The sequence below is a fragment of the Micromonospora sp. NBC_01638 genome (assembly GCF_045209745.1).
Taxonomy (GTDB): Bacteria; Actinomycetota; Actinomycetes; order Mycobacteriales; family Micromonosporaceae; genus Micromonospora.
Map to the genome: position 1 here is coordinate 1,283,970 of NZ_CP109273.1, position 22,468 is coordinate 1,306,437.

At 73.0% G+C, this 22,468-nt stretch carries 17 protein-coding genes; 3 read left to right on the plus strand and 14 right to left on the minus strand.

The genetic code is table 11. The features are described from left to right. Positions 1-103 precede the first annotated feature (103 nt). The 8 genes from OG811_RS05975 to dapE all read right to left on the minus strand — a co-directional run bounded on the left by OG811_RS05975 (position 104) and on the right by dapE (position 12,422). Positions 104-304 carry a hypothetical protein gene (locus OG811_RS05975; protein ID WP_406072700.1) on the minus strand — a complete coding sequence of 67 codons (201 nt, stop codon included), beginning with the start codon at positions 302-304 and terminating at the stop codon, positions 104-106. Between the two features lie 316 nt (positions 305-620). Beyond that, the gene (locus OG811_RS05980) at positions 621-1,934 is read right to left on the minus strand and encodes a DEAD/DEAH box helicase (RefSeq protein WP_406072701.1); all 1,314 of its coding nucleotides are present in this window, start codon (positions 1,932-1,934) and stop codon (positions 621-623) included. Between the two features lie 223 nt (positions 1,935-2,157). After that, positions 2,158-2,361: a cold-shock protein gene (locus tag OG811_RS05985; protein WP_101369720.1), complete on the minus strand. Its 204-nt coding sequence runs from the start codon at positions 2,359-2,361 to the stop codon at positions 2,158-2,160. 226 nt (positions 2,362-2,587) lie between these two features. Continuing rightward, complete coding sequence (locus tag OG811_RS05990; RefSeq protein ID WP_406072702.1) at positions 2,588-5,992, minus strand: ATP-dependent helicase; 3,405 nt, start codon at positions 5,990-5,992, stop codon at positions 2,588-2,590. A 27-nt stretch (positions 5,993-6,019) separates the two neighbouring features. After that, positions 6,020-9,391, minus strand: a complete 3,372-nt coding sequence (locus OG811_RS05995) for an ATP-dependent helicase (RefSeq protein ID WP_406072703.1) — start codon at positions 9,389-9,391, stop codon at positions 6,020-6,022. 159 nt (positions 9,392-9,550) lie between these two features. Next, positions 9,551-10,096, minus strand: coding sequence for a TIGR00730 family Rossman fold protein (locus tag OG811_RS06000; protein ID WP_406072704.1), 546 nt, complete (start codon positions 10,094-10,096; stop codon positions 9,551-9,553). Further along, a complete protein-coding gene (locus OG811_RS06005) occupies positions 10,096-10,959 on the minus strand; it encodes a TIGR00730 family Rossman fold protein (protein WP_406072705.1) in 864 nt (287 codons plus the stop codon). The genes OG811_RS06000 and OG811_RS06005 overlap by 1 nt, the downstream gene beginning before the upstream one ends. 389 nt (positions 10,960-11,348) lie before the next feature. Beyond that, positions 11,349-12,422: a succinyl-diaminopimelate desuccinylase gene (gene dapE, locus OG811_RS06010; RefSeq protein WP_406072706.1), complete on the minus strand. Its 1,074-nt coding sequence runs from the start codon at positions 12,420-12,422 to the stop codon at positions 11,349-11,351. Positions 12,423-12,501: 79 nt separating this feature from the next. On the opposite strand from dapE, the gene dapD reads away from it, so the two are divergent. Beyond that, the gene (dapD, locus tag OG811_RS06015) at positions 12,502-13,461 is read left to right on the plus strand and encodes a 2,3,4,5-tetrahydropyridine-2,6-dicarboxylate N-succinyltransferase (protein WP_406072707.1); all 960 of its coding nucleotides are present in this window, start codon (positions 12,502-12,504) and stop codon (positions 13,459-13,461) included. Positions 13,462-13,512: 51 nt separating this feature from the next. Here the strand turns inward: dapD and OG811_RS06020 are convergent, their stop codons facing one another. Continuing rightward, on the minus strand, positions 13,513-16,809 hold the full coding sequence (locus OG811_RS06020; RefSeq protein ID WP_406075560.1) for a S8 family serine peptidase: 3,297 nt from the start codon (positions 16,807-16,809) through the stop codon (positions 13,513-13,515). A 158-nt stretch (positions 16,810-16,967) separates the two neighbouring features. On the opposite strand from OG811_RS06020, the gene OG811_RS06025 reads away from it, so the two are divergent. Then, positions 16,968-17,555: a sugar O-acetyltransferase gene (locus OG811_RS06025; protein WP_406072708.1), complete on the plus strand. Its 588-nt coding sequence runs from the start codon at positions 16,968-16,970 to the stop codon at positions 17,553-17,555. A gap of 29 nt (positions 17,556-17,584) precedes the next feature. Here OG811_RS06025 and OG811_RS06030 read toward each other — a convergent pair whose 3' ends face one another. The 5 genes from OG811_RS06030 to fdxA are packed head-to-tail and all read right to left on the minus strand — an operon-like array spanning position 17,585 to position 21,368. After that, positions 17,585-18,232 carry a nucleoside/nucleotide kinase family protein gene (locus OG811_RS06030; RefSeq protein WP_406072709.1) on the minus strand — a complete coding sequence of 216 codons (648 nt, stop codon included), beginning with the start codon at positions 18,230-18,232 and terminating at the stop codon, positions 17,585-17,587. Continuing rightward, entirely contained in the window at positions 18,232-18,882 is a 651-nt protein-coding gene (locus OG811_RS06035) for an SIMPL domain-containing protein (protein WP_406072710.1), read from the minus strand. Before OG811_RS06035 ends, OG811_RS06030 begins: the two co-directional genes overlap by 1 nt. Before the next feature lie 10 nt (positions 18,883-18,892). Beyond that, positions 18,893-19,921, minus strand: coding sequence for a prephenate dehydrogenase (locus tag OG811_RS06040; RefSeq protein WP_406072711.1), 1,029 nt, complete (start codon positions 19,919-19,921; stop codon positions 18,893-18,895). Between the two features lie 17 nt (positions 19,922-19,938). Further along, positions 19,939-21,045, minus strand: a complete 1,107-nt coding sequence (gene dapC, locus OG811_RS06045) for a succinyldiaminopimelate transaminase (RefSeq protein ID WP_406075561.1) — start codon at positions 21,043-21,045, stop codon at positions 19,939-19,941. Further along, on the minus strand, positions 21,042-21,368 hold the full coding sequence (gene fdxA, locus OG811_RS06050) for a ferredoxin (RefSeq protein ID WP_091422126.1): 327 nt from the start codon (positions 21,366-21,368) through the stop codon (positions 21,042-21,044). Before fdxA ends, dapC begins: the two co-directional genes overlap by 4 nt. A 79-nt stretch (positions 21,369-21,447) precedes the next feature. On the opposite strand from fdxA, the gene OG811_RS06055 reads away from it, so the two are divergent. Continuing rightward, complete coding sequence (locus OG811_RS06055; protein WP_406072712.1) at positions 21,448-22,446, plus strand: GNAT family N-acetyltransferase; 999 nt, start codon at positions 21,448-21,450, stop codon at positions 22,444-22,446. Positions 22,447-22,468: the final 22 nt, after the last annotated feature.

Below are 22,468 nucleotides of genomic sequence, written 5' to 3' on the forward strand. Positions count from 1 at the left end.
CGGAGGCGATGTGGTCGGGTCGGTGCCCCGCCGACCCGACCACATCTCGTACCGATCCTGACCGGGCCTGCCCCTCCGCCGGCACCGGTCGGCCGGTCACTGCTCAGCCCACGTGTGCGACCGCCGGGCCGGAGCCCGGGTCGCCAGGGCTGTGCAGCTCCACCAGACCGGCGGGAGCATTACCCGCCGGGGTGGCGTGCCAGGGTGCGAAGGCCGCAACCATGGCGAGCAACAACCCGGCGAGCGCGACCGCGACCACCAGGATCAGTTCGCGCAGTGCACCCGAGCCGGGTCCGCCCGCCATGGTCACCCCTCCCGTGCCGGGCCCCCCGCCCGGTTTCCCCCCGCCGGTCAGCTTCGACCACGGCCAGCCGGTGCGCAGTCAGCCAACCGACCCAGTGGAGGCTGATTCCCGACTCAGAAAAGCACCCGGACCGCGCCAGCCGCGCCAACTCCACGGCCGGCGCCGTCGCGGGCACCTGCTCTTTCACCAAAGGCAGTCACAAGGGGAGGTTGTCCACCCCCGGCGCGGCCAGCCGAGTGCCTGCCGCCGCTGTTGCCGCAGACGAAACCGACCCACCCCGCCGAAGCGGGACGGGTCGGTCGCGGAGTGTCGGAGATCAGACGGTGCGGGGGCGGCGCGGGCGGCGGGACCGACCCGACGCGCGGTGCGCCGGCCGGGCGCCACCGTCGGCGACCGAGCCGCCGGCCGTACGTACCCGACCAGCAGGCGCCGACGGGGCGACGATGGTCACCGGCACTCCGGACGGCTCGCGAGCACCGGTCACCCGGGCCAGCGCCTCGCCATCGGAGCGCACCTGGACCGACTGCGGCCGGATGCCGGCGGTGGCCATCAGCCGGGACACGTCCCGGCGCTGCTCGGGCAGGACCAGGGTGACCACCGAGCCGGACTCACCGGCCCGGGCGGTCCGGCCGCCCCGGTGCAGGTAGTCCTTCGCCTCGGTCGGCGGGTCCACGTTGACCACCATGTCCAGGCCATCCACGTGGATGCCCCGGGCCGCCACGTCGGTGGCGACCAGGGCGGTCACCTGGCCGTTGCGGAACTGCTCCAGGATCCGGGTGCGCTGCGGCTGGGACTTGCCGCCGTGCAGCGCGGCCGCGCGTACGCCCTTGGAGAGCAACTGGCGGGCCAGCCGGTCGGCGCGGTGCTTGGTGCCCATGAACAGGATGGTGCGGCCCTCACGGGCGGCGATCCGGGTGAGCGCGTCGGGCTTGTCCAGCGCGTCGACGTGCAGCACGTGGTGGGTCATCGCGGTGACGGTGGCCGTGCCCGGGTCGACCGAGTGGGTCACCGGGTTGCTCAGGAAGCGGCGGACCAGCCGGTCCACACCGCCGTCCAGAGTGGCGGAGAACAGCATCCGCTGCCCCTGCGGCGCGACCTGCTCCAGCAGCTTGGTGACCTGCGGCAGGAAGCCCATGTCGGCCATCTGGTCGGCCTCGTCCAGCACGGTGATCTCGACCTGGTCGAGCCGGGCGTCACCGCGGTTGATCAGGTCGTGCAGCCGGCCGGGGGTGGCGACAACCACCTCGGCGCCAGCGCGCAGAGCGTCCGCCTGCCGCTGCAACGACAGGCCGCCGACGACGGTGGTGCAGCGCAGCCCGACGGCGCGGGCGTACGGGGCCAGCGCGGTGGTGACCTGCTGGGCCAGCTCGCGGGTCGGCACCAGCACCAGGGCCAGCGGGCGACCCGGCCGGGCCTTACGGCCGGCGGTGCGGGACAGCAGCGGAAGCCCGAAGGCGAGGGTCTTGCCGGAGCCGGTACGACCCCGGCCCAGCACGTCCCGGCCGGCGAGCGAGTCGGGCAGCGTCGCCGACTGGATCGGGAACGGCTCGGTGATGCCCTGCGCGGTCAGCGCGGTGAGCAGCGCCGGTGCCAGACCGGTAGGAGCAAAAGAAGGAATAACTGTGGTCATGCGGAAGCCTTCCTCGACGCGGCACGTGTCGAGGGAGGGCGCCGAAGTCGGCGCTGTCACCGGCGGCGCAAGGCAGCCAGGACTCACAAGCACGAACCGATTGGAGTACGGGCCGGCCCGCCGCCGGGCCGCCGCCTGCGTACAGCAGGCGGCGGCGAGGCGGGCCGGTCCCGTCACCGTCACACCCGGAGGGCGCGACAGGTAATGCTGACCGATCCGAAGATCAGATCGGGCGGATGTTCTCCGCCTGCGGGCCCTTCTGGCCCTGGGTCACCTCGAACTCGACCCGCTGGTTCTCGTCCAGGCTCCGGTAGCCGGAGGACTGGATCGCCGAGAAGTGGGCGAAGACGTCAGCGCCGCCGCCGTCCGGGGTGATGAAGCCGAAGCCCTTGTCAGCGTTGAACCACTTCACGGTGCCAATAGCCATGTGTTTCGTCTCCTTGACGGAACGTCGGACCCGCACTTGTTGCGTGCCCGAAGAGGAGCGCTCCGCGCGGGGATGCGCGAATCGCCTGTCGCTTCTGGTCGCCCCGCCCGGAGAACTCCGGACACAACAAAGAGCGCCTGGGGCCACAATCCCGCCAGGCGCACACAGAGTCTCTGGTAACCAAAACTGCAACCCGGTCAACATACCACGGATTTTCCCGCCGCAGTCAATGTTGGGCGGAATCTTCGGGCAACTGGGCGATCATGGCCGTGAGCCCCGTCACGTCCAGCAGGTCGGCGGGCCGGACCGTCACCCCGTGCCGGACATAGTGGAACGCCGCGCCCACCCGGTCGACCGGCACGCCCGCCAACTCCGCCCAGGCCAACCGGTACACGGCCAACTGCACGGCGGCCACCTCCGCAGCCGGCCCGGCGGGCTGCGCGCCGGTCTTCCAGTCGACCACATCGAACCGTCCACCCGGCCGAGCGAAGACCGCGTCCATCCGCCCCCGCACCGCGACTCCGGCGATCACCGTGGCGAACGGGACCTCCACCTCCACCGGTGACCGGTCGGCCCACTCGCTGGCCAGGAACCGCTCCTGGAGCTCGACCAGCGCCTCGTCGGGCGCGGCATCCGCGTCGGCCGCACCAGGCAGCTCGTCCAGGTCCAGGAGGCGATCAGCACCGAAGCGCTGCTCCAACCAGGCGTGGAAGGCGGTGCCTCGGCGGGCGTACGGGTTGGGCTCGGCCGGCACCGGGCGGCGCAGCGTACGGGCCAGCGCCGCCGGGTCACGCCGCAACGCGACAAGCTGGGTGACGCTCAGCTGCCCGGGCAGGGCCACCTCGATCGCACCGGAGAGTCGGGTCAGCTCGGCCCGCTCAGCCAGCAGCAGATCCGCCTCGCGCTGCCAGCGCGCCACCTCCGGGTCGGCCTCAGGGGCCACCGCCGGATCGACCTGGGGGTCGACCGACACCACCGGCCCGGCGACCACCGCAGCCGGGCCGTCGGTCATCAGGCGGCGCACCAGCCCGGCGGCCTCGGCCAGCGCCGGCCGGCGCCCGCCCAGCGGGTCGGCCGGCCACTCCGCGCGGAGCACCACCTCGGCCGTGGGGTTCGTCGCATCCGGGGTCGGCTCCGGCGCCCACGCGTCGATCAGGTGCCCCGGCCCGCCGTCGAGGCAGGCGTCGTACACCTCGCGCAGGAAGACCGACGGACCTCGCGGCCGCTTCGTGCCCTCGCCCCACCAGTAGCCGGAGCAGAGCAGCAGGCGGCGCGGCCGGGTGACCGCCACGTACGTCAGGCGGCGTTCCTCCCGCTCGTCGTGGGCCCGCCACGCGTCGGTGAAGTCGGTCACCGCCCGAGCCACCGCCCGCTGGTCCGCCGCCTCGTCGAGCCCCAACTCGGGCAACCCGTCGGCGTCGCCGCGCAGGGGGAACGGCAGCACGCCCAACCCGCCCAACCAATGGTCGGAGTTGCGGACCGGCCCCGGCCACAGCCCACGGCTCAGCCCGGCCACCGCCACCACGTCCCATTCCAGGCCCTTGGCGGCGTGCGCGGTGACCACCTGCACCGCTCCCTCCACCACCTCGACCTCGCCCGGCGCCAGACCACGCTCCTCGTCCTCGGCGGCGGCCAGGTAGGACAGAAACCCGGAGAGCGTCGCGCCGGGGGTCTCCCCACTGAAGCGGGCCGCCACGTCACCCAGGGCGTCCAGGTGACCCCGGGCCAGGCCGGCGTCGCCGGCGCCGTCCCGGCCGGCCCGCACCGCGACCTCCACGTCCAGGCCGATGGTCCGCTCGATGTCCGCGATCAGGTCCGGCAGGGCCTGGTCCAACCGGTAGCGCAGCAGCGCCAACTCCCGGCCGTACGCGCGCAGCCGCGCGAAGCCCTCCGCCGAGTACGCCTGCGCCGGCCCAAGATCGGCCAGGGCCTCCACCAGAGTCGCCTCGTCCAGCAGGTCGGGGCTGATCTCCGAGGTGTCGTCGGCGGCCACCTGTCGTCGCGCGTTGGCGATGGCCCGAGCCCGGCGGTGCAACGCCACCAGATCACGCGGCCCGATCCGCCAACGGGCGCCGGTGAGCAACCGCAGCAGCGCGGCACCGTCGGTCGGGTCGGCCAGCACCCGCAACGTGCAGACCACGTCGCGTACCTCGGGGGTGTCCAACAGGCCGCCCAGCCCCACCACCTCCACCGGGAGGCCGCGCTCGCGCAACGCCGACTCGATCGCCGGAATCTGGCTGCGGACCCGGACCAGCACGGCGGTCGTCGGGCGCTGCGCCACCGGGATGTGCTCGGGGGCCGCGCCCGGCAGCCGGGCCGCCCCACGCCAGGCGGCGAGCACACTGTCAGCGATCCAGCCGGCCTCGTCGGCGTACGTGGGCAGCATCGCGCAGTGCACCGTGCCGCCGGCCGCACCACCCGGGCTGCGGTGCGGGATCGGGTCCTGGACGGTCAGCGCGGAGCGCAGCTCCGGCACCTGCGCACCCGCCGCCCGCAGCGGTGTCGACAGGGCGTTCGCCACCCGGAGGATCTCCGGGCGGTTGCGCCAGCTCGTGGTGAGCCCCAGCGCCTGGGCCGGCTGACCGTCGGTGCGGGCGAACTCGGTGGGGAACCGATCCAGTGTGCCGGCGCTGGCCCCCCGCCAGCCGTAGATCGACTGACACGGGTCGCCCACCGCGGTCACCGCGTGCCCGCCACCGAACAGCGCGTTGAGCAGCACCACCTGGGCGTGACTGGTGTCCTGGTATTCGTCGAGCAGCACCGCCCGGAAGCGGTCCCGCTCGATCTCGCCGACCCCCGGGTGATCCCGGGCCACCCGGGCCGCCCGCGCGAGCTGGTCGGCGAAGTCCATCGCCTCGAAGTCCTCCTTGCGCCGGGCGTACGCCCGCACCAACGGCAGCAGGCGCAGCCGGGTCTGCTGCAGGGTGAGCGCCTTGCGCACGTCGGCGTACACCCGGCCCGGCCGGGACTGCACCTCGGCGAAGAACCGACCGGTCCAGGCCGCCAGCTCGTCCGGCGCGACCAGGTGCTCGTCCAGCTCCCCCGCGAGCGCCAGCACCGCGTCGGTGATGGTGCTCGGCATCCGGTCCACCTCGGACATGTCGCCGTCGTAGTTGCGCACCAGCAGGTCGACCAACTGCCAGCGGGACGCCTCGGTGAGCAGCCGGGTGGACGGCTCGTAGCCAGCGCGCAGCCCGTGCTCGGTGACGATCCGTCCCGCGTACGAGTGGTACGTGGAGACGGTGGGCTCACCGGCGAGCGGGTCGTCCAGCGGGTCCCGTCCCTGCCGGCCGAGGCGGCGGATCAGTTGATCGAGCCGGGTCCGTACGCGGTGAGCCAGCTCGCCGGCTGCCTTACGGGTGAAGGTCAGCCCGAGGATCTGCTCCGGGCGCACGTACGAGTTGGCCACCAGCCAGACCACCCGCGCGGCCATCGTCTCGGTCTTGCCCGATCCGGCCCCCGCGACCACCAGCAGCGGCTCCACCGGGGCGGCGATGATCGCGGCCTGCTCCCGGGTCGGCGCCGGCAGCCGCAGCAGCTTGGCCAGCTCCATGGGCGTGTACCGGGGGCCGGAGTCCGCCCGCCGGGGCGCAGGCGCGGGACCCGCGCCGAACAGGGTGGGCTGGCTCACGGTGCGGTCTCGGGTCGCAACACCGGCTCACTCCTCGCCCTCACGGTTTCGGACGGTTGGCGGCTCGACCACCTGACGCCCCTGCCCGGAGACCGGGCAGCTGGTGCGCACCGGGCAGACCCGGCACTTCGAGTTGGCCACCGCGGCGAACGTGGCGGCTGCCATCGTATCGGCGGTCCGCCGGACCAGCGCGGTCGCCCAACCGGCCGCCGGCCCCTCACTGGCCGCCGGCTGATTCTGCTCCCTGGCGTCCTTGGCGGAGGTGCCGAGCTGCACCAGCGCGGCGCCACCCGACTCTTCACCGAACTCGGCGAACGCCCCCGCCTCCACCGCCGCCTGGTAGGCGCCGAGCTGCGGATGCTCGGCCAACTCGGTGCCGGTGACAGCAGTGGACTTGCCGGTCTTCAGGTCGATCACCACGAGCCGCCCGGCCTCGTCGACCTCCAGCCGGTCGACCCGACCGGTCAGGTCGACCGGCCGGCCCGGGTCGTCCAGGCGGACCGCGAACTCGTGCTCGATGGCGAGCAGCCGACGCGGGTTGGTGGCCAGCCAGCGCAGCAGCTTGTCGACCATCGCCTCGGCGCGCTCCCGCTCCGGCCCGGCCATCCACCGGGCGGCCAGCTCGATCGCGTCGAACCGGGCGGCCACGTAGTCGAGCAGAGCGCCCCGGTCGGCGCTGGCGTCCTCGGCGAGCATCGCGGCGGCGTGCACCAGGTTGCCCACCCCCTGCGCGGTGCTGGTCGGGCCGCTGCCGCCGTGCCGTTCCAGCAGCCACCGCAGGCTGCACCGCAGTGCACTCTCCATTGCCGACGGGGTGACCCGCACCGGATCCCCGTCGTCGACGAGTGGCCGGTCGTCGGAGAGCGCGCGCAGTCCCCACCAGTCGTCCGGGTGCGCACCGGGAACCCCGGCGGCGGCGAGCCGGGCCAGCTCGGCCGCCGCAGCGCGCCGCCGGACCGCCGGGGCTGCCGGGTCGGTGATGGCGGTACGCAGCTCGGCGACCAGCGCCGGCAGGGTGAGCGCCCGGGGTGGACGGGTCACCGGCAGCGCCCCGGGAGGGTCCGGCTCGGCCGGCCCGGCACCGCTCGGCGGTCTGGGCGGCGCGGCGGGGGCCAGCTCGTGCAGGAACCGGCTCGGCTGCTCCTCGTGGTCGTCACCGCCGACGGCGGCCGATGCCACGGCGCTGACCAGCAGCCGCTGCCGGGCGCGGCTGATGGCGACGTGGAAGAGCCGGCGTTCCTCGTCCAGCAACGCCGAGGTCTGACCCACCACGTTCGCCGCGGTGGCGCCGCCGACGGACCGGCCGGCCAGCACGTCGACCAGGCGCTCGGAGCCGAGCAGACTGCCGCGCAGTCGCAGGTCCGGCCAGATGCCCTCCTGCACACCGGCCACCGCGACCAGGTCCCATTCCAGGCCCTTGGCGGCGTGCGCGGTGAGCAGGCGTACCGCCGCGCCCCGGTCGGCGGTCGGGGAGATGGTGTCGGCCGGCAGGTCCTGGGCGAGCACGTGGTCGAGGAAGACCTCAGTACGGGCGCCGGGCAGCCGGTCGGTGAACCGGGCCGCCGCGTCGAAGAGCACCAGCACAGCGTCCAGGTCGCGGTCGGCCGCTTCGGCCCGCCGCCGCCGGGACAGGTCCCCCTCGCCGGCCTCCGGCCGCCCCTGGTTGATCGCGCCCGCCCAACGCTCGGCCAGACCACTGGCGTGCCAGACGGCCCAGAGCAGGTCCTCGGCGGTCGAACCCGGCCGGGCGGCGGCGTCCCGTGCGGTGGCCAGCAGCGCGGCCACCGTCTGCGCCGGCTCCGCCCAGCGCCGGTCGATGCCGGCCAGCTCCGCCGGATCGCGCAACGCCTCGACGATCAGCTCCCCGGAAGGGCGTCGGTCACCGCCAGCCAGCGCGAGCGCACGCAGGCCCTGCCGCAGCCGCCGCTCGGCCAGCGGGTCGGCTCCACCCAACGAGGAGTGCAGCAGCGCGACCGCCGTCTCCTCGTCCAGTCGGTCCGGCTCGAGCGCGCAGCGCAGCAGGAGCAGCAGCGGCGCGACCGCCGGTTGCAGGTGCAGGGGCAGATCCTCGCCGTGCACCACGGTGGGTACGCCGGCAGCGTGCAGTGCCCGTCGCAGGGTGGGCAGCTGCAACGCGGTGGACCGCACCAGCACTGCCATCCGCGACCAGGGCACGCCGTCGAGCAGGTGGGCCGAGCGCAGCGCGTGGGCCAGCCAGGCGGCCTCGCTGGTCGCCGAGCGGAACGTGTGCACCTCGACCGTCCCGGGGGGCGCATCCGGCAGCGGGTGCAGCCGGCGGTGCGCCGAAGGGCCGCGCAGCCGGCGGCCCAGTCGGGCGATCGCGGCGAGCAGACCCGGCCCGGCCCGGTACGACGTGGTGAGCAGCACCTGGGCGGCCGGCGCTCCGGACGCGGTCCGGAAGCGGTGCGGGAACGTGGTCACCCCGGCCGGGTCGGCGCCCCGGAAGGCGTACGTGGAGGAATCCGGATCGGCGAACGCGACCAGCGACTTGCCGCCTCCGGCGATCACCGAGAGCAGCTCCAGTTGGGCGGGGTCGGTGTCGGCCAACTCGTCGAGGTACACGTGGGCGAGCCGTCGGCGCTCGGCGGCCAGCAACTCCTCGTCGTCGCGCAGCAGCCCGGTGGCCGCCCGGACCAGCTCGGCCGGGTCGTACGCGATGGAGCCCCGGTTGCTGACGTCACGCAGCGCGAGCACGGCGACGTACTCCCGCAGGAAGCGGGCGGCGGCCGGCCAGTCGGCGCGGCCGAGCTTCTCGCCGAGCCGGGCCAGGTCGACCGGGCCCACGCCGCGCTCGGCGGCGCGCATGAGCAGGTCGCGCAGCTGACCGGCGAAGGCCCGGGTCCGCAGGGCGGGGCGCAGGTCGGTCGGCCAGCCGACCGGGTCGTCCTCGGGCTCCTCGCCCACCACGTCGAGCAGCTCGCGGATGATCAGATCCTGTTCGGGGCCGGTGAGCAGCCGGGGGGACGGCTCGCCCCGTTCGGCGGCGGCTCGGCGGAGCAGCCCGAAAGCGTACGCCGGGAAGGTGCGGACCAGCGGCTCGCGCAGCACCCGGTGGCCGTCCTGCGCGACTCGGGCCTCAATGCGCTGACGCAGCGCGGTGGCGCCTCGACGACCGAAGGTCAGCACCAGGATCCGTTCGGGATCGACCCCCTCGGCCACCCGGGCGGCGACCGCCTCGACAAGCGTGCTGGTCTTGCCGGTGCCCGGGCCACCGAGCACGAGCATCGGCCCGTCGGTGTGCCCGACCACCTCCGCCTGCACCGGATCGACCCACAGGCCCGTCCCCTCGGCGGGCAGGACAACGCCCGCGGTGCCATCAACCGGCCCGCCCCCCGGCGCCGGCCCCGAAACCCGCCGAACCAACCGGTACGCCTGCATCAGCCCATCCCATCACGCCCCCCCGACACAAACCCCCACCCCCACCCCGACCCCCACCCTGTCGATCATGAAGTTAGCGGCGCGACACGCCGACAGCGGCGCCGCTAACTTCATGATCGACGGGGTGGGGCGGGGTGGGGCGGGGCGGGGCGGGTGGGGTCAGGTTAGGTGGGACTCCAGGGCGTTGAGGGCGGCGGGGACAGTTGTGGTCACCGTCAGGAGGTTGCGGCCGGCGGTCTTGAGGAAGTTCTGGTCGGCCAGCGCTTCGAGCCAGTCCAGCAGCGGACGGTAGAACCCGTTGGTGTCGATCAGCACCATCGGCTTGGAGTGCAGGGCGAGAGTGGCGGTGGTCCAGACCTCGAACAGCTCGTCCAGGGTGCCCAGCCCGCCGGGCAGGGTGAGGAACGCGTCCGACTTCTCGATCATCAGGGTCTTGCGGCTGGCCATCGAGTCGGTCACCAGCAGCTCGTCCGAGGCCAGATCGGCGACCTCCAGATCGACCAGCGACTGTGGGATCACCCCCACGGTGCGCCCACCGGCGGATCGCGCGCCGTCGGCCAGCGCGCCCATCATGCCGACGCAGCCGCCACCACTGACCAGCGTGTGCCCGCGCCGGGCCAACTCCGCACCGGTCTCGGCGGCCAGGTCCAACCAACGCTGATCGAGGGTGCGGGAGGAGGCGCAGAAGACGCAGATCGCCGCCATCAGTCGTCCCGCGGCCGTTCGGCGGCCTGTTCGGCGGCGGCCTGCTGGTCAGCGCCGGTACGGGCGACGGCCTCGTCGCGGACCGCCTCCTGCTCGACGGAGAGTGCGGCCTCCGCTTCGACAATGTGCCGGACCGCGGCGTTGACGTCGTCGGTGAGGCAGATCAGCTCCAGATCGACCGGCCCGATCTTGCCCTCGGTGGCCATCGTGTCGCGCAACCAGTCGAGCAGACCCTGCCAGTAGGCGACCCCCATGAGCACCACCGGGAACCGGGTGACCTTGCCGGTCTGCACCAGGGTGAGCGCCTCGAACAGCTCGTCCATCGTGCCGAACCCGCCGGGCAGTACGACGAACGCCTGGGCGTACTTGACGAACATCGTTTTGCGGGCGAAGAAGTAGCGAAAGTCGATGGCGAGGTCGACCCATTCGTTGATGCCCTGCTCGAACGGAAGCTCGATGCCGAGCCCGACGGAAAGCCCGCCGGCCTCGCTGGCGCCGCGGTTGGCGGCCTCCATCACCCCCGGCCCACCCCCGGTGATCACGGCGTAGCCGGCCCGGGCCAGCGCGGCGCCCACCTGCTCGGCCAGCTGGCACTCGGCGCTGTCCGGCCCGCTGCGCGCGGAGCCGAAGACGCTGACCGCCGACGGCAGGTCGGCGAGGGTGTCGAAACCTTCGACGAACTCGGAGAGGATGCGCAGCGCGCGCCATGCGTCCTTGGTCTTCCAGTCGCCCCGGCTGCGGGAATCCAGCAACCGCTGATCGGCGGTGCTGCTCGGGATCGCGCCTCTGCGCAGCGTGACCGCACCCCGGTGCCGCTCTCGTCCCGGACCGTGACCGGCCTCCCACCTGTTGCTCTGGCTCATGGGGCAACCGTAGTGGTCCACCCAGCAGTTGCAGGGGCGGGGCGCGGACGCCGAGAAAAAGTTCAGGATCATGGGCAACTATTCGGCTGCCCCGTACGTCTTACTATTCACATACCGGGTATGCCCCGGCGCGCGCCTTGGGGGAGGAGACAGCGTGATCAGCAACAGCGAGATGATCCGGATCCGTCGCCAGATGCAGCGACGGATCCGAGACGTGGTGGCGGAACGCCGCCGCACCCGCCAACAGGACCCAGTCCCCCTATCCCTCATCTCCCCCACAGCCCCCGCCCCATCCGCAGCCGATCAAGAGGTTTGCGTCGCCGACAACGGGCCCGGCTGACGCAAACCTCTTGATCACCCGGCGCGAACGCGCGACAGGCGCGGCCGGGTCAGGCTGGGGCCAGCCAACGGTGCAGGGTTGCCGCGCCATCGCGGATCTTGCTGATCTCGACGTGCTCGTCCTTGTGGTGGGCGAGGTTGGGGTCGCCCGGACCGAAGTTCAGCGCGGGGATCCCCATGGCCGCGAACCGGGCCACGTCCGTCCAGCCCAGCTTGCCGATCGGCGCCGCGCCCACCGCCGCCAGGAACTCCTTCGCCGGAGCCGCCTCCAGCCCAGGGGCTGCACCGGCCGCCGCATCGGTCACCGCCACCTCGAAGCCGGCGAAGACCTCCCGCAGGTGCTCCTCCGCGGCCGCCGGGTCGCGGTCCGGCGCGTACCGGTAGTTGACCTCGATCTCGCAGCGATCGGGGACCACGTTGCCGGCGACGCCACCGTTGATCCGCACCGCGTTCATGCCCTCGCGGAAGTCGCACCCCTCGATGGTGACCCGGCGTGCCTCGTACGCCTGGAGGCGCCGCAGCACCTCACCGGCCGCGTGGATGGCGTTCACACCATGCCAGGAGCGCGCCGCGTGCGCCCGCTCACCCGTCGTCGTCACGATGGCCCGCATGGTGCCCTGACAGCCCGCCTCGACGATGCCGTACGTGGGCTCCAGCAGCACCGCGAAGTCCGCCTCCAGCCACTCCGGGCACGCCTGGTGGACCAGGTTGAGCCCGTTGTACTGCGACTCGATCTCCTCGGCCTCGTAGAAGAAGTACGTCACGTCGTAGCGCGGGTCGGGCAGCGTCACCGCCAGGTGCAGCGCGTACGCGACACCGGACTTCATGTCGGAGGTGCCGCAGCCGTACATCAGGTCGCCGCGCAGGGTCGACGGAAAGTTGTTGTTCAGCGGCACCGTGTCGAGGTGCCCGGCCAGCACGACGCGCTGCGACCGACCGAGGTCGGTGCGCGCCATCACCGTGTTGCCGTGCCGGTGAGTGGTCAGGTGCGACACGCCCCGCAGCACCTCTTCGACACAGTCGGCGATCGCCTTCTCGTTGAGGGATACGGACTCTATGTCGACCAGAGCGCGGGTCAGCTGTACCGGATCGGCGAGGACCTCGGGGGTCAGCGGGTTCTCCATGGTTCGCACGGTACCTTCAGGTCTGTCAGCGTGAGGAGCGAGCTTGCGGCCATCCCGGCCGCGACCGAGAGGTGTAACAGTGACGTCCGCAGATTCCGCCTGGGGCATCGGCCTGGCCACGGTCACCGCAGACGAGCAGGTGCTCGACACCTGGTACCCGACCGGCAAGCTGGGCCTGGGCGAGCTGCCGCTGGTCGCCGGCGAGGACAAGGCGGACGTGCTCGACCTGCCGCCGGCCGCGCTCGGTGACCGGTCACTGCCCGGTCTGCGTACCGTCCAGGTGGTCACCGTGATCGGCTCGTTGGACGACCCGATCAAGGACGCCTCGGACGCGTACCTCCGGTTGCACCTGCTCTCGCACCGGCTGGTCCGACCCAACCAGCTCAACCTCGACGGCATCTTCGGCAAGCTGGCCAACGTGGCCTGGACGTCCGCCGGGCCGTGCCCGCCGGAGCGGGTGGACGAGCTGCGGGTGATCGAGCGGGCCGCGGGCCGCCACCTGGCGGTGTACGGGGTGGACAAGTTCCCCCGGATGACCGACTACGTGATCCCCTCCGGCGTGCGGATCGCCGACGCCGACCGGGTCCGCCTCGGCGCGCACCTGGCCGCCGGCACCACCGTGATGCACGAGGGTTTCTGCAACTTCAACGCCGGCACGCTCGGCACCTCGATGGTCGAGGGACGGATCGTGCAGGGCGTGGTGGTCGGCGACGGCTCCGACGTCGGTGGTGGCGCCTCGATCATGGGCACGCTCTCCGGTGGCGGCACCGACAAGGTGAGCATCGGCGAGCGGAGCCTGATCGGCGCGAACGCTGGCGTCGGCATCTCCCTCGGCGACGACTGCGTGGTCGAAGCGGGCTGCTACATCACCGCCGCCTCCAAGATCACCCTGCCGGACGGTCGGGTCGTCAAGGCCCGGGAGCTGTCCGGCGTCGACGGCCTACAGTTCTGGCGCAACTCGGTGACCGGCGCGCTGGAGGCCCGGCCGAGAACCGGCCACGGCATCGAGCTGAACGCCGCCCTGCACGCCAACGACTGACGGACCCGCCGGGTCCGCGGCGCTCGGCCGCGGACCCGGACGGGGTACGCCTCAGCGCAACCGGTACGCCTGAATGATGCGTTCGGTCACCGTGTTGCCAGCGGCGTCCCGGGCGGTGGCCCGCAGGGACGCGTAACCGGGCCCGGCGGGATGCCGGACGGTGGCCGTCCAGCCGTGCCCGCCGTGCCGGACCTGAGCGGGCTGCCAGCTTCGGCCGCCGTCGTAGGAGACGTCCACGGTCAGCTTGGTCACCCTCGACCCGGCGGCACCGGGTTGCCGCTGCACCTGCACCGGGATGGCCAGACTCCGGCCGGCGGCAGCGCTGTTGTCCGCGTTGAGCGGCGGTGCGAACCGGATGGCCGACACCGGCAGCCCGCGATAGTCGTCGCCGGTGACGTGTCGGGAACGGAACGTCCACGCCGTGCTGACCTCGGTGCTGAGGTCGGTGAATCTCCGCGTCGACGACACCTCCAGTCGGTAGCTGGCGTTGCCGGGCGGCACCGTGAACTGCCCGTAACCCGGCTCCGGCGACTCGCCGACCAGCTTGCCGTTGCGGTAGAGGGCGGTCCGGGCGGCGTCGGGGACCGACCCACCGGCGTGCCCCTCGGCGTCGCTGTGCAGGGGAATGTCCACCTGAATCTCGTCACCGATTCGGGTGACGCCCTGGCCCGGCCAGCGCGGCGTCGGGAACGACGGCCCGTACGGTGCGCTGTTCCAGCTCTCCCGGGTGTGCCGGCCGGCCCGGTACGCCCTGGGTTCGGCGATCAGCACCGCCTTTCCATCGAGCCACCCTTCCTCGGTGGGCACACCGAACATCAGCTCCGAGGACCACCGCACCCCACGGGTGTTGTAGTGCTCGACCCGCTGCCCGGGCACCGCGGTGGGCAGATTGACCGCCCAACTGCCCACGTCGGGGTCGAGCTGCGCGAAGACCACCCGGTCCGCGATCAGGCCCGGATAGCCGCCCCGGAACTGGTGCGTGACGCTGGCCAGATCCTTACTCCGGTACGTCTTGTCGACGCCGGTCGGCATCCGGCCGGGGAAGGTCTCGGCGACCGCGTACAGGTAGGGGCTGTTGGCCACCTCCGGTTGCGCCCACTGGCTGCTCACCGTCGCGACGAACCGTTCACCGGACACCGTTCGGCCGAGGTGCCCGGTGGTCAACCCGGTGAAGTCGGACGAGAGGATGCCGAACCCGTAGTAGCGGCCGTCGTCGCCGAAGAAGAGCGCCGCGATGTCCACCAGTGCCGGCGCGGCCGATCGCTCCGGAACGGCCATCCGCACGGGCCGGGCTTTCCGGGCGTCGATGGTGACTGCCGTGTTGCCGTCGACGACCAGCTCCGGTTGGGCCAGCTGGGCGAGCCCGTTTTCGGCGAAGAGAATGCTGACGAGCCCGTAGCGGCCCTTCGGCACCCGGATGTCGTCGGTGCCGTCCGGGTCGTACAGGTCGTAGGCGACGGAGGTCTCCAGGTTGATCAGCATGGTGACGTGTTCCGCGGCGGCCGCTCCCGTCGCGTCCAGGTGGCGCACCGTGACCTGGTAGCTCTCCACCTCCCGGTTGACCGCCACCGGGGTGACCGCGACTGTCGACCCGGAGCGGGCCACGATCCGCCCGGTCCAGTAGCCGTCCGTGCCGAGCCGGGTGTCCGCGGTGACGGTGGTGCCGGCGGTGCCGCCAGCGGGCACGGTGACCTGGCTCGCACCGAGGGCGAACATGCCGGCCGGGGCTGGTTGCCCGTCCGGGCCGGTCACCTCGATGGTCAGATCCAGGGTGATCGGGTCCGGGCCGTCGTTGCGCCAGCCGACCTCCCGGGTGGTCGGGGTGTCGTCGTCGTGCGGCCAGGCCGGCTGCCCGAAGCCGAGGCTGACCGGGTCGCTGACCACCCGCTGGGTGATCGCACGGGCCACGTCGACCCGGCCGGCACCCTGCTGGAAGGAGGTCAGCTCCGGGTGCGGCTTCGCCGACGCCATCAGGGTCGCCTTGAGCTGGGCTGCCGCCCAACCGCTGTGCTGCTGGGCGAGCAGCGCCACCGCTCCGGTGACGTGCGGCGCGGCCATCGAGGTGCCGGAGAGCGCGACGTACTTCTCCCCCACCGGGTCGCCGAGCAGCGTGCCGTCGCCCCGGGCGGCGACGATCTCCACCCCGGGTGCGGTCAGGTCCGGCTTCAGCCCGCCGTCGCCCACCCGAGGGCCGCGGCTGGAGAAGTCGGCCAGCGCGTCGTCGCGGTCCACCGCGCCCACCGACAGCGCGGCATCCGCGGTGCTCGGTGAGCCGACCGAGCCGTCCGCGCCGTCGTTGCCCGCCGAGATCACGAAGAGCGCGCCGGTCTGGGCGGTCAGCGACTCGACGGCCGCCTCCAACGGGTCGACGTCGGGCGTGTCGGGACCGCCCAGGCTCAGGTTGATCACATCGGCGTGCTGGTCGACGGCAGCCCACTGCATGCCGGCCAGAATCGCGGACTCCGCGCAGCCCTGGTCCTCACAGACCTTGCCGTTGAGCAGCGTGGCGTCCGGGGCGACACCTCGATACTTGCCACCGGAGGCAGCGCCGCTGCCGGCGATGATCGAGGCGACGTGGGTGCCGTGGCCGACGGTGTCACCGGCATCGGTGGCCTCGGTGAAGTTGTGCGACTCGGCGACCCTGCCCGTCAGGTCGGGGTGGCCGGCATCGATGCCGGTGTCCAGCACCGCGACGCGGACGCCCTGGCCGGTGAACCCCGCCTGGTGCGCGGCCGGTGCGCCGATCTGCGGCACGCTGTGATCCAGGGTGATGTGTCGTTGGCCGTCCAGCCAGATCCGGTCGGCACCCCCCGCCGTGCCGACCCGTGCGCCGGTCCCGGTGAGCGCCGCCCAGACCGCCGTAGCGCGGTGCTTGTCCGCCGTCGCGGCCACCCCGCCGATCGCGGGCAACTGCGCGGTGACGGTCAGCCCGGTGGGCGCGGCGACGCGCTGCCGAGCACCCGCGCCACTGGTGACCAGTACCGGCAGGTGGTCCCGGCGGGCGTCGTCGTAACCGGCGGCGATCAGCCCGGTCACGTTGAACAGTCGCCGGTCGACCCGGCCGGACCGGACCAGCGGTAGGGCGTCCTGCGGCAGCACGGTGAGCTGGCCACGGTCGCGGGTGGTGAGGAAGCGCAGATGAGTACGACCGGGCGCGGGTCGGACCGAGGCGGAGCCGGACGCGGTGACGGTGACCCGATCGCCGGTGAGCAGGGTGACCGTCTTCGTGGTGGCGGCGCCGGTCGCGGAACGCGGGGCGGCGCCAGGGGCGGTGGTGGGTGGGTTGGCCACGGCGGTCACCGGAGTGCCCAGTACGAGGGCTGCTACGGCGGTGACGGCGGTGACCATTCTGCTGCGTCGATGCAACGGATCCTCCTCGGTGGAGCGTTGATTTCCATGAGAGGCATAGACCGCGGCCAGTATTGCATACCCGGTATGCAAAATAGGGGTCGAGAATATGACGGACCTGCCAACCCACGACGGGATCGGCAGGCACCATCAACCGGGTGACCTCCATGAAGGACCGGATGCTCGCCGGCGAGCCGTACCTGGCGGACGATCCCGAGATCATCGCCGACCTGGACCGGGCTGCCCGGCTGATGGAACGCTTCAACACCAGTGCCGCAGCCGACCCGCAGGCCCGCCTCACGGCACTGCGTGACCTTCTCGGCGAAGTGGGCGAGGGCACCTGGATCCGCCCACCGTTCTACTGCGACTACGGCTGGCAGATTCGCATCGGGCCCCGCAGCTTCGTCAACTACCAGACGGTCTTCCTCGACGTCGCACCGATCACCATCGGCGCCGACGTCCAGATCGGACCGAACGTGCAGCTGCTCACACCAACCCATCCGGTGGAGCCCGGTCCGCGCCGCGACAAGTGGGAGGCCGCCAAGCCGATCGTCATCGGCGACAACGTCTGGCTCGGCGCCGGTGCCATCGTGCTGGCGGGCGTGACGATCGGCGCGAACACCGTCGTCGGCGCGGGCGCGGTGGTCACCCGGGACCTGCCCGCCAACGTGGTCGCGGTCGGAAACCCCGCCCGGCCGGTCCGCGAGCTCGACCAGCGGAGCGAGGACCGCGGCGTCGCGGAGTAACGCAGCCCGGTGCGCCCCGGCGGTCTCGGTCAGGCCGCCGGGGGCTCGGTCAGGCGGACCACCAGATCGGCACGGTCGGCGGTGGGGGTGATGAGGGCGGCATTCGACTCGTCGCTGCCCAACGCCCACGCCCGTGCCTGCTCCGGCGACCGGCCAAACGCCTCGTGCCGGGCGGTCAGCCGACGCTGCCGCACCTCGGCGTCCAGGTCGAGAAACCACGCCTCGTGCAGCAACGGGCGGATCTCCTGCCATGGGAAGTCCGGCAGGAGCAGATAGTTGCCCTCGGTCACCACCAGCCGGGTTGACGGCGGGACCTCGATCGCCCCGGCCACCGGCTCCTCCAACTCCCGCCGGAACTCCGGTGCGTAGACCGAGGTCGGCTCCAGCCTGTGTAACCGGCGCAGCAGCGAGACGTAACCATTGGCGTCGAAGGTGTCCACCGCACCCTTACGGTCGGCGCGGCCCAGTCGGACCAGCTGCGACTGCGCCAGGTGGAAGCCGTCCATCGGCACCAGCCGGGCGACCGATCCGACCTCGGCCACGATCCGCTCCGCCAGCGTGGATTTCCCGGCGCCCGGCGTGCCGGCGATGCCGAGCAGTTGTCGCGGACCAGCCTCGGCCAGCGCGCACGCCCTCGCCACCAACTCCTCGACGGACAGCACCCGGGCCGGCGGCATCAGCCCAGGACCGGGTCGCTGATGGTGAACCGCGCCTGCACCGCCGCCTGCACGGTCTGCGGCTGCGGGTCCAACTCCAACTCCGGTGCGCCGCCACCCGCGCCGCCTCCGACGTCGAACGCCGCACGGGCGAACATCGGCCGGTCGGCCGGGCCGGCGTCGGCCAACTCGATCAGCGCGGTGACCTGGGCGCCGAGCGCCTCCGCGTATTCCCGGGCCCGCAGCAGCGCGTCGTTGATCGCGGCGTGTCGGGCCTCGCGGTGCGCGGGGCTGTCCGGGCGAAGCTCCCACCAGGGCCCGGCCACCTCGACCTGGTCCTGGTCGGCCAGCCGGAGCATCAGCTCGCCGAGAGCGGTGAAGTCGGTGACGGTGACGGTGGTGGTCACACTGCCGTGCCAGGCGATCACCCGCTCGCCCGAGCGCCGGGTCTCCGGTCGCACCCGCAGGTCGCCGGCCTCCCGCCGCGCCACCGCCGGCCCAGAGCTGTCCAGCAGCACCCGAACGGCGGCGGCGCGCTCGGCCAGCCGGGTCAGCGTCGCCTCCCGGTCCCGATCCCGAGCTGTCGCCGTGACCGCGAACCGGGCCAACTCGGGCGGCACCTCCCGGTACGCCTCGCCGCGCACCTGCACCACCGGGCTGCTGACCGCCATGCCCCTCAGCCTAGTCAGCCACCGGTAGCCACGCGGTGTAGGAAACCGCGTCCGGGCCGACCTGACACCCGGTCAGGTGGCCTCCGGTGTGGCCCAGCCCGTGCAGCCAGGTCACCTCGGCGTCATGGTCGCCGCTGGCCGGGAACTTCCGGGCCTGACCGGCGAACCGCCGGTCCAACAGCGCCGACCGGGCCGCCCTGGCCTCCGCGTACCGGGCGATGAGCGCTGGCGCGTCGTCGGCCCGCAGCGCGGCGGCCAGCCCGTCCAGGAACGCGCGTACCTCGGACAGCTCGTGCAGCACCCGGTCGCGGTTGCCGAGCAGCATGTTCGCGGTGCGCTCCGCCGGGGTGCCGGCGACCCGCGTGCCGTCGGAGAAGCTGCCGGCGGCAAGCGCCAGCACCGCGTCACGCAGCGGCGCCCGCTGCGTCGCCCCGGCCAACGCACCGGCCAGCAGGTGCGGCACGTGCGAGGCGAGCGCGGCCGCCGAGTCGTGTGCCGGCGCCGACATTGGCACGACCCGGGCGCCGAACAGCTCCACCAGCAGCCCGGTCAGCCAGCGGAAGGCGTCCGTCGCGGCGCCCGTCGCCGGGCAGAGCACCCAGGCGGAACCAGCCAGCAGGGTCGGCGAGGCGGCGGTCAGGCCGGCGGACTCCGCGCCGGCCATCGGGTGCCCGGGAACGAACCGGTCGGCGAGCCCGAGTCGATAAGCCGCCTCGGTCACCTCGGCCTTGGTGCTGCCGACATCGGTGAGCACGCAGCCGGGCGCGGTCAGCTCGGCCACCCGGGCCAGGGTGTGCGGGAGCGTGGGCAGCGGGCCGCAGAGGAAAATCACATCCCGGTCGGCCACGGCCTGCTCGATCGTGGCTGGGGCGACCACCCCCCGACGCTGGGCCCGCTCACGGGTCGCCGGGTCCGGATCCCAGCCGGCAACGTCCAGGCCGGCATCGGCCAGGCGCAGCAGCACCGAGCCGCCGATCAGCCCGGTGCCGATCACGGCCGCCCGCACCCGCGCGTACCGCCCGGTCGTGCCGTCGGTCATCGCCGGGCCGCCCGGGGTCAGGCCCGCAGCCGGCCGGCGACCGCCGCGACGCGCTCGTCGGACTCGGTCAGCGCAACCCGGACATGCTGCCCGGCGGTGGGGCCGTAGAAGACGCCGGCGGCCACCAGGATGCCGCGCCGGGCCAGCCAGTCGACCGTCTGCCAGCAGTCCTCACCTCTGGTGAGCCAGAGGTAGAGGCCCGCCTCGGAGTGCTCGACCGTGAACCCGGCACCGGTGAACGCGGCGGTCAGCACCTCCCGCCGGGCCCGGTAGCGCTCCCGCTGCTCCTCGGCGTGTCGCTCGTCCTCCAGTGCGGCCACCATGGCCGCCTGCACCGGCGCGGGCACGATCATGCCCGCGTGCTTGCGGACCTTGAGCAGTTCCGCGACGAGCGCCGGGTCACCGGCGACGAAGCCGGCCCGGTAGCCGGCGAGGTTGGAACGCTTGGACAGCGAGTGCACGGCGAGTATTCCGGCATAGCTGCCGCCGCTCACCTGCGGGGACAGCACCGAGACCGGCTCGGCCGACCAGCCGAGCGGCAGGTAGCACTCGTCGCTGGCGACCACCGCGCCGCGCTCCCGGGCCCAGTCGACCACCTTTTTCAGGTGCGCCGCGGGCAGCACCCGGCCGGTCGGGTTGCCGGGCGAGTTGACCCAGACCAACCGGACCCGCGAGGTCGGCCCGACCGAGGTGAGCGAGTCGGTACGGACGACGGTGGCACCGGCCAGCCGGGCACCGTCCTCGTAGGTTGGGTAGGCGATCGACGGCACCACCACCAGGTCACCCGGGCCAATGCCGAGCAGGGTGGGCAGCCAGGCGACCAGCTCCTTCGAGCCGATGGTCGGCAGCACGCCGAGACCGTCGACCCCGGCGCCACAGGCCCGGGACACCCACGCCGCGATCGCGGCCCGTAACGCCGGGGTGCCGGCGGTCAGCGGGTAACCGGGAGCATCGGACGCGTCAGCCAACGCCCGCCGGATCACCTCGGGCACCGGATCGACCGGCGTGCCCATGGAGAGGTTGATCAGGCCCTCCGGATGCGCCGCGGCCAGGGTGGCCGCGGCGTCCAGGGTGTCCCAGGTGAACTCGGGCAGTCGCGACGAGACCGGCGCGGGCCGGTTCAGTGGCCCTCGCCGCGCGGCGGCTGCGCGGCGACGAAGGTGGCGTCCTTCTCCACCTTGCCGATCTTCGAGGCACCACCGGGCGAGCCCAGTTCCTCGAAGAACTCGTAGTTGGCGCCCGTGTAGTCCTTCCACTGCTCCGGGACGTCATCTTCGTAGAAGATCGCCTCCACTGGGCAGACGGGCTCACAGGCACCACAGTCGACGCACTCGTCGGGGTGGATGTAGAGCATCCGATTGCCCTCGTAAATGCAGTCGACCGGGCACTCCTCGATACATGCCTTGTCGAGCACATCCACGCACGGCTCGGCGATGATGTAGGTCACCGGTCTTCTCCTCCGCAAGACACGCCGCGATCTCCCGCGACAGTAAGAGCCTAGTATCTCGCCGGGGAGGGGGTCGATCGTGCTCCGACAGCAGGATGTGGGACACCGGATCGTGGTCCGCCGGATTGTGGGGATTCGCGAAGGCCGACCACTCTTCTCCGACGCCCTCGGCGAGTTGGTCGAGCTGAGCGAGACTCATCTCACGCTGGCCACCGCGCAGGGCCAGCTGCGGGTCCCGGTGGCGCAGGTCCACCGTGCCAAGCGGGTGCCGCCGACCCGTCGGCCGACCGCTGCGGCAGTGGTGGCGCTGGAACGGGCCGCCGACGAGGCCTGGCCGGCACCGACGCGGGGCCGGCTCGGTGACTGGCTGCTCCGGTCGGCTGACGGCTGGACCGGGCGGGCCAACTCGGCGCTGCCGATCGGCGACCCGGACCGACCGCTGCCCGCCGCGGTGGACGCGGTCGAGCGCTGGTACGCCGAGCAGGGCCAGCCGCCGATGATCAACATGCCGCTGCCACTCGCCGCGCCGGTCGGCGCCGAGTTGGACGCCCGCGGCTGGGGCGTCCGCCCGCCGACCCTGGTGCAGACCACGCCGCTCCCCGTGGCCGAACCGGCCGACGCGGCGGGCGAGCACGCCGGCACGGCCGGCGGGCAGGCCGGCGGGTGGGGCAGTGCGGTCGTTGAGCTGGCCACCGCGCCGAGCGAGGAGTGGCTGGCCATCGCCGCCGGTCGCAAGGGCGGCCTACCGGAGGCCGCCCGGCACGTGCTCACCGCCGTGGACCAGGTCCGCTTCGCCCACGTGTACGCCGACGGCACGCTGGTGGCAGTCGGCCGAGGCACGGTGACCGGCCAAGGGCGCTGGTTGGGCCTCAGCCTGATCGAGGTGCTGCCGGTGGCCCGCCGGCAGGGGCTGGCCCGCCGGGTGATCCACGAGCTGGCCGTCTGGGGCGTGTCCAGCGGCGCGACGCACGCGTTCCTTCAGGTCGAGCAGCGCAACACGGCGGCCGTCGCGCTCTACCAGCGGCTCGGCTTCACCACCCACCACACCTACCTGACCCGGGTCGCTCCGGTGGGCTGATCGACTCGACTTCCACGATGTC

What these genes read in the sequence shown, in the direction of transcription:
- OG811_RS05975 (WP_406072700.1), bottom strand. Translation starts at nt 304, where the DNA reads ATGGCGGGCGGACCCGGCTCGGGTGCACTGCGCGAACTGATCCTGGTG.
- OG811_RS05980 (WP_406072701.1), bottom strand. Translation starts at nt 1,934, where the DNA reads ATGACCACAGTTATTCCTTCTTTTGCTCCTACCGGTCTGGCACCGGCG.
- OG811_RS05985 (WP_101369720.1), bottom strand. Translation starts at nt 2,361, where the DNA reads ATGGCTATTGGCACCGTGAAGTGGTTCAACGCTGACAAGGGCTTCGGC.
- OG811_RS05995 (WP_406072703.1), bottom strand. Translation starts at nt 9,391, where the DNA reads ATGCAGGCGTACCGGTTGGTTCGGCGGGTTTCGGGGCCGGCGCCGGGG.
- OG811_RS06000 (WP_406072704.1), bottom strand. Translation starts at nt 10,096, where the DNA reads ATGGCGGCGATCTGCGTCTTCTGCGCCTCCTCCCGCACCCTCGATCAG.
- OG811_RS06005 (WP_406072705.1), bottom strand. Translation starts at nt 10,959, where the DNA reads ATGAGCCAGAGCAACAGGTGGGAGGCCGGTCACGGTCCGGGACGAGAG.
- dapE (WP_406072706.1), bottom strand. Translation starts at nt 12,422, where the DNA reads ATGGAGAACCCGCTGACCCCCGAGGTCCTCGCCGATCCGGTACAGCTG.
- OG811_RS06020 (WP_406075560.1), bottom strand. Translation starts at nt 16,809, where the DNA reads ATGGTCACCGCCGTCACCGCCGTAGCAGCCCTCGTACTGGGCACTCCG.
- OG811_RS06030 (WP_406072709.1), bottom strand. Translation starts at nt 18,232, where the DNA reads ATGCCGCCGGCCCGGGTGCTGTCCGTCGAGGAGTTGGTGGCGAGGGCG.
- OG811_RS06035 (WP_406072710.1), bottom strand. Translation starts at nt 18,882, where the DNA reads ATGGCGGTCAGCAGCCCGGTGGTGCAGGTGCGCGGCGAGGCGTACCGG.
- OG811_RS06040 (WP_406072711.1), bottom strand. Translation starts at nt 19,921, where the DNA reads ATGACCGACGGCACGACCGGGCGGTACGCGCGGGTGCGGGCGGCCGTG.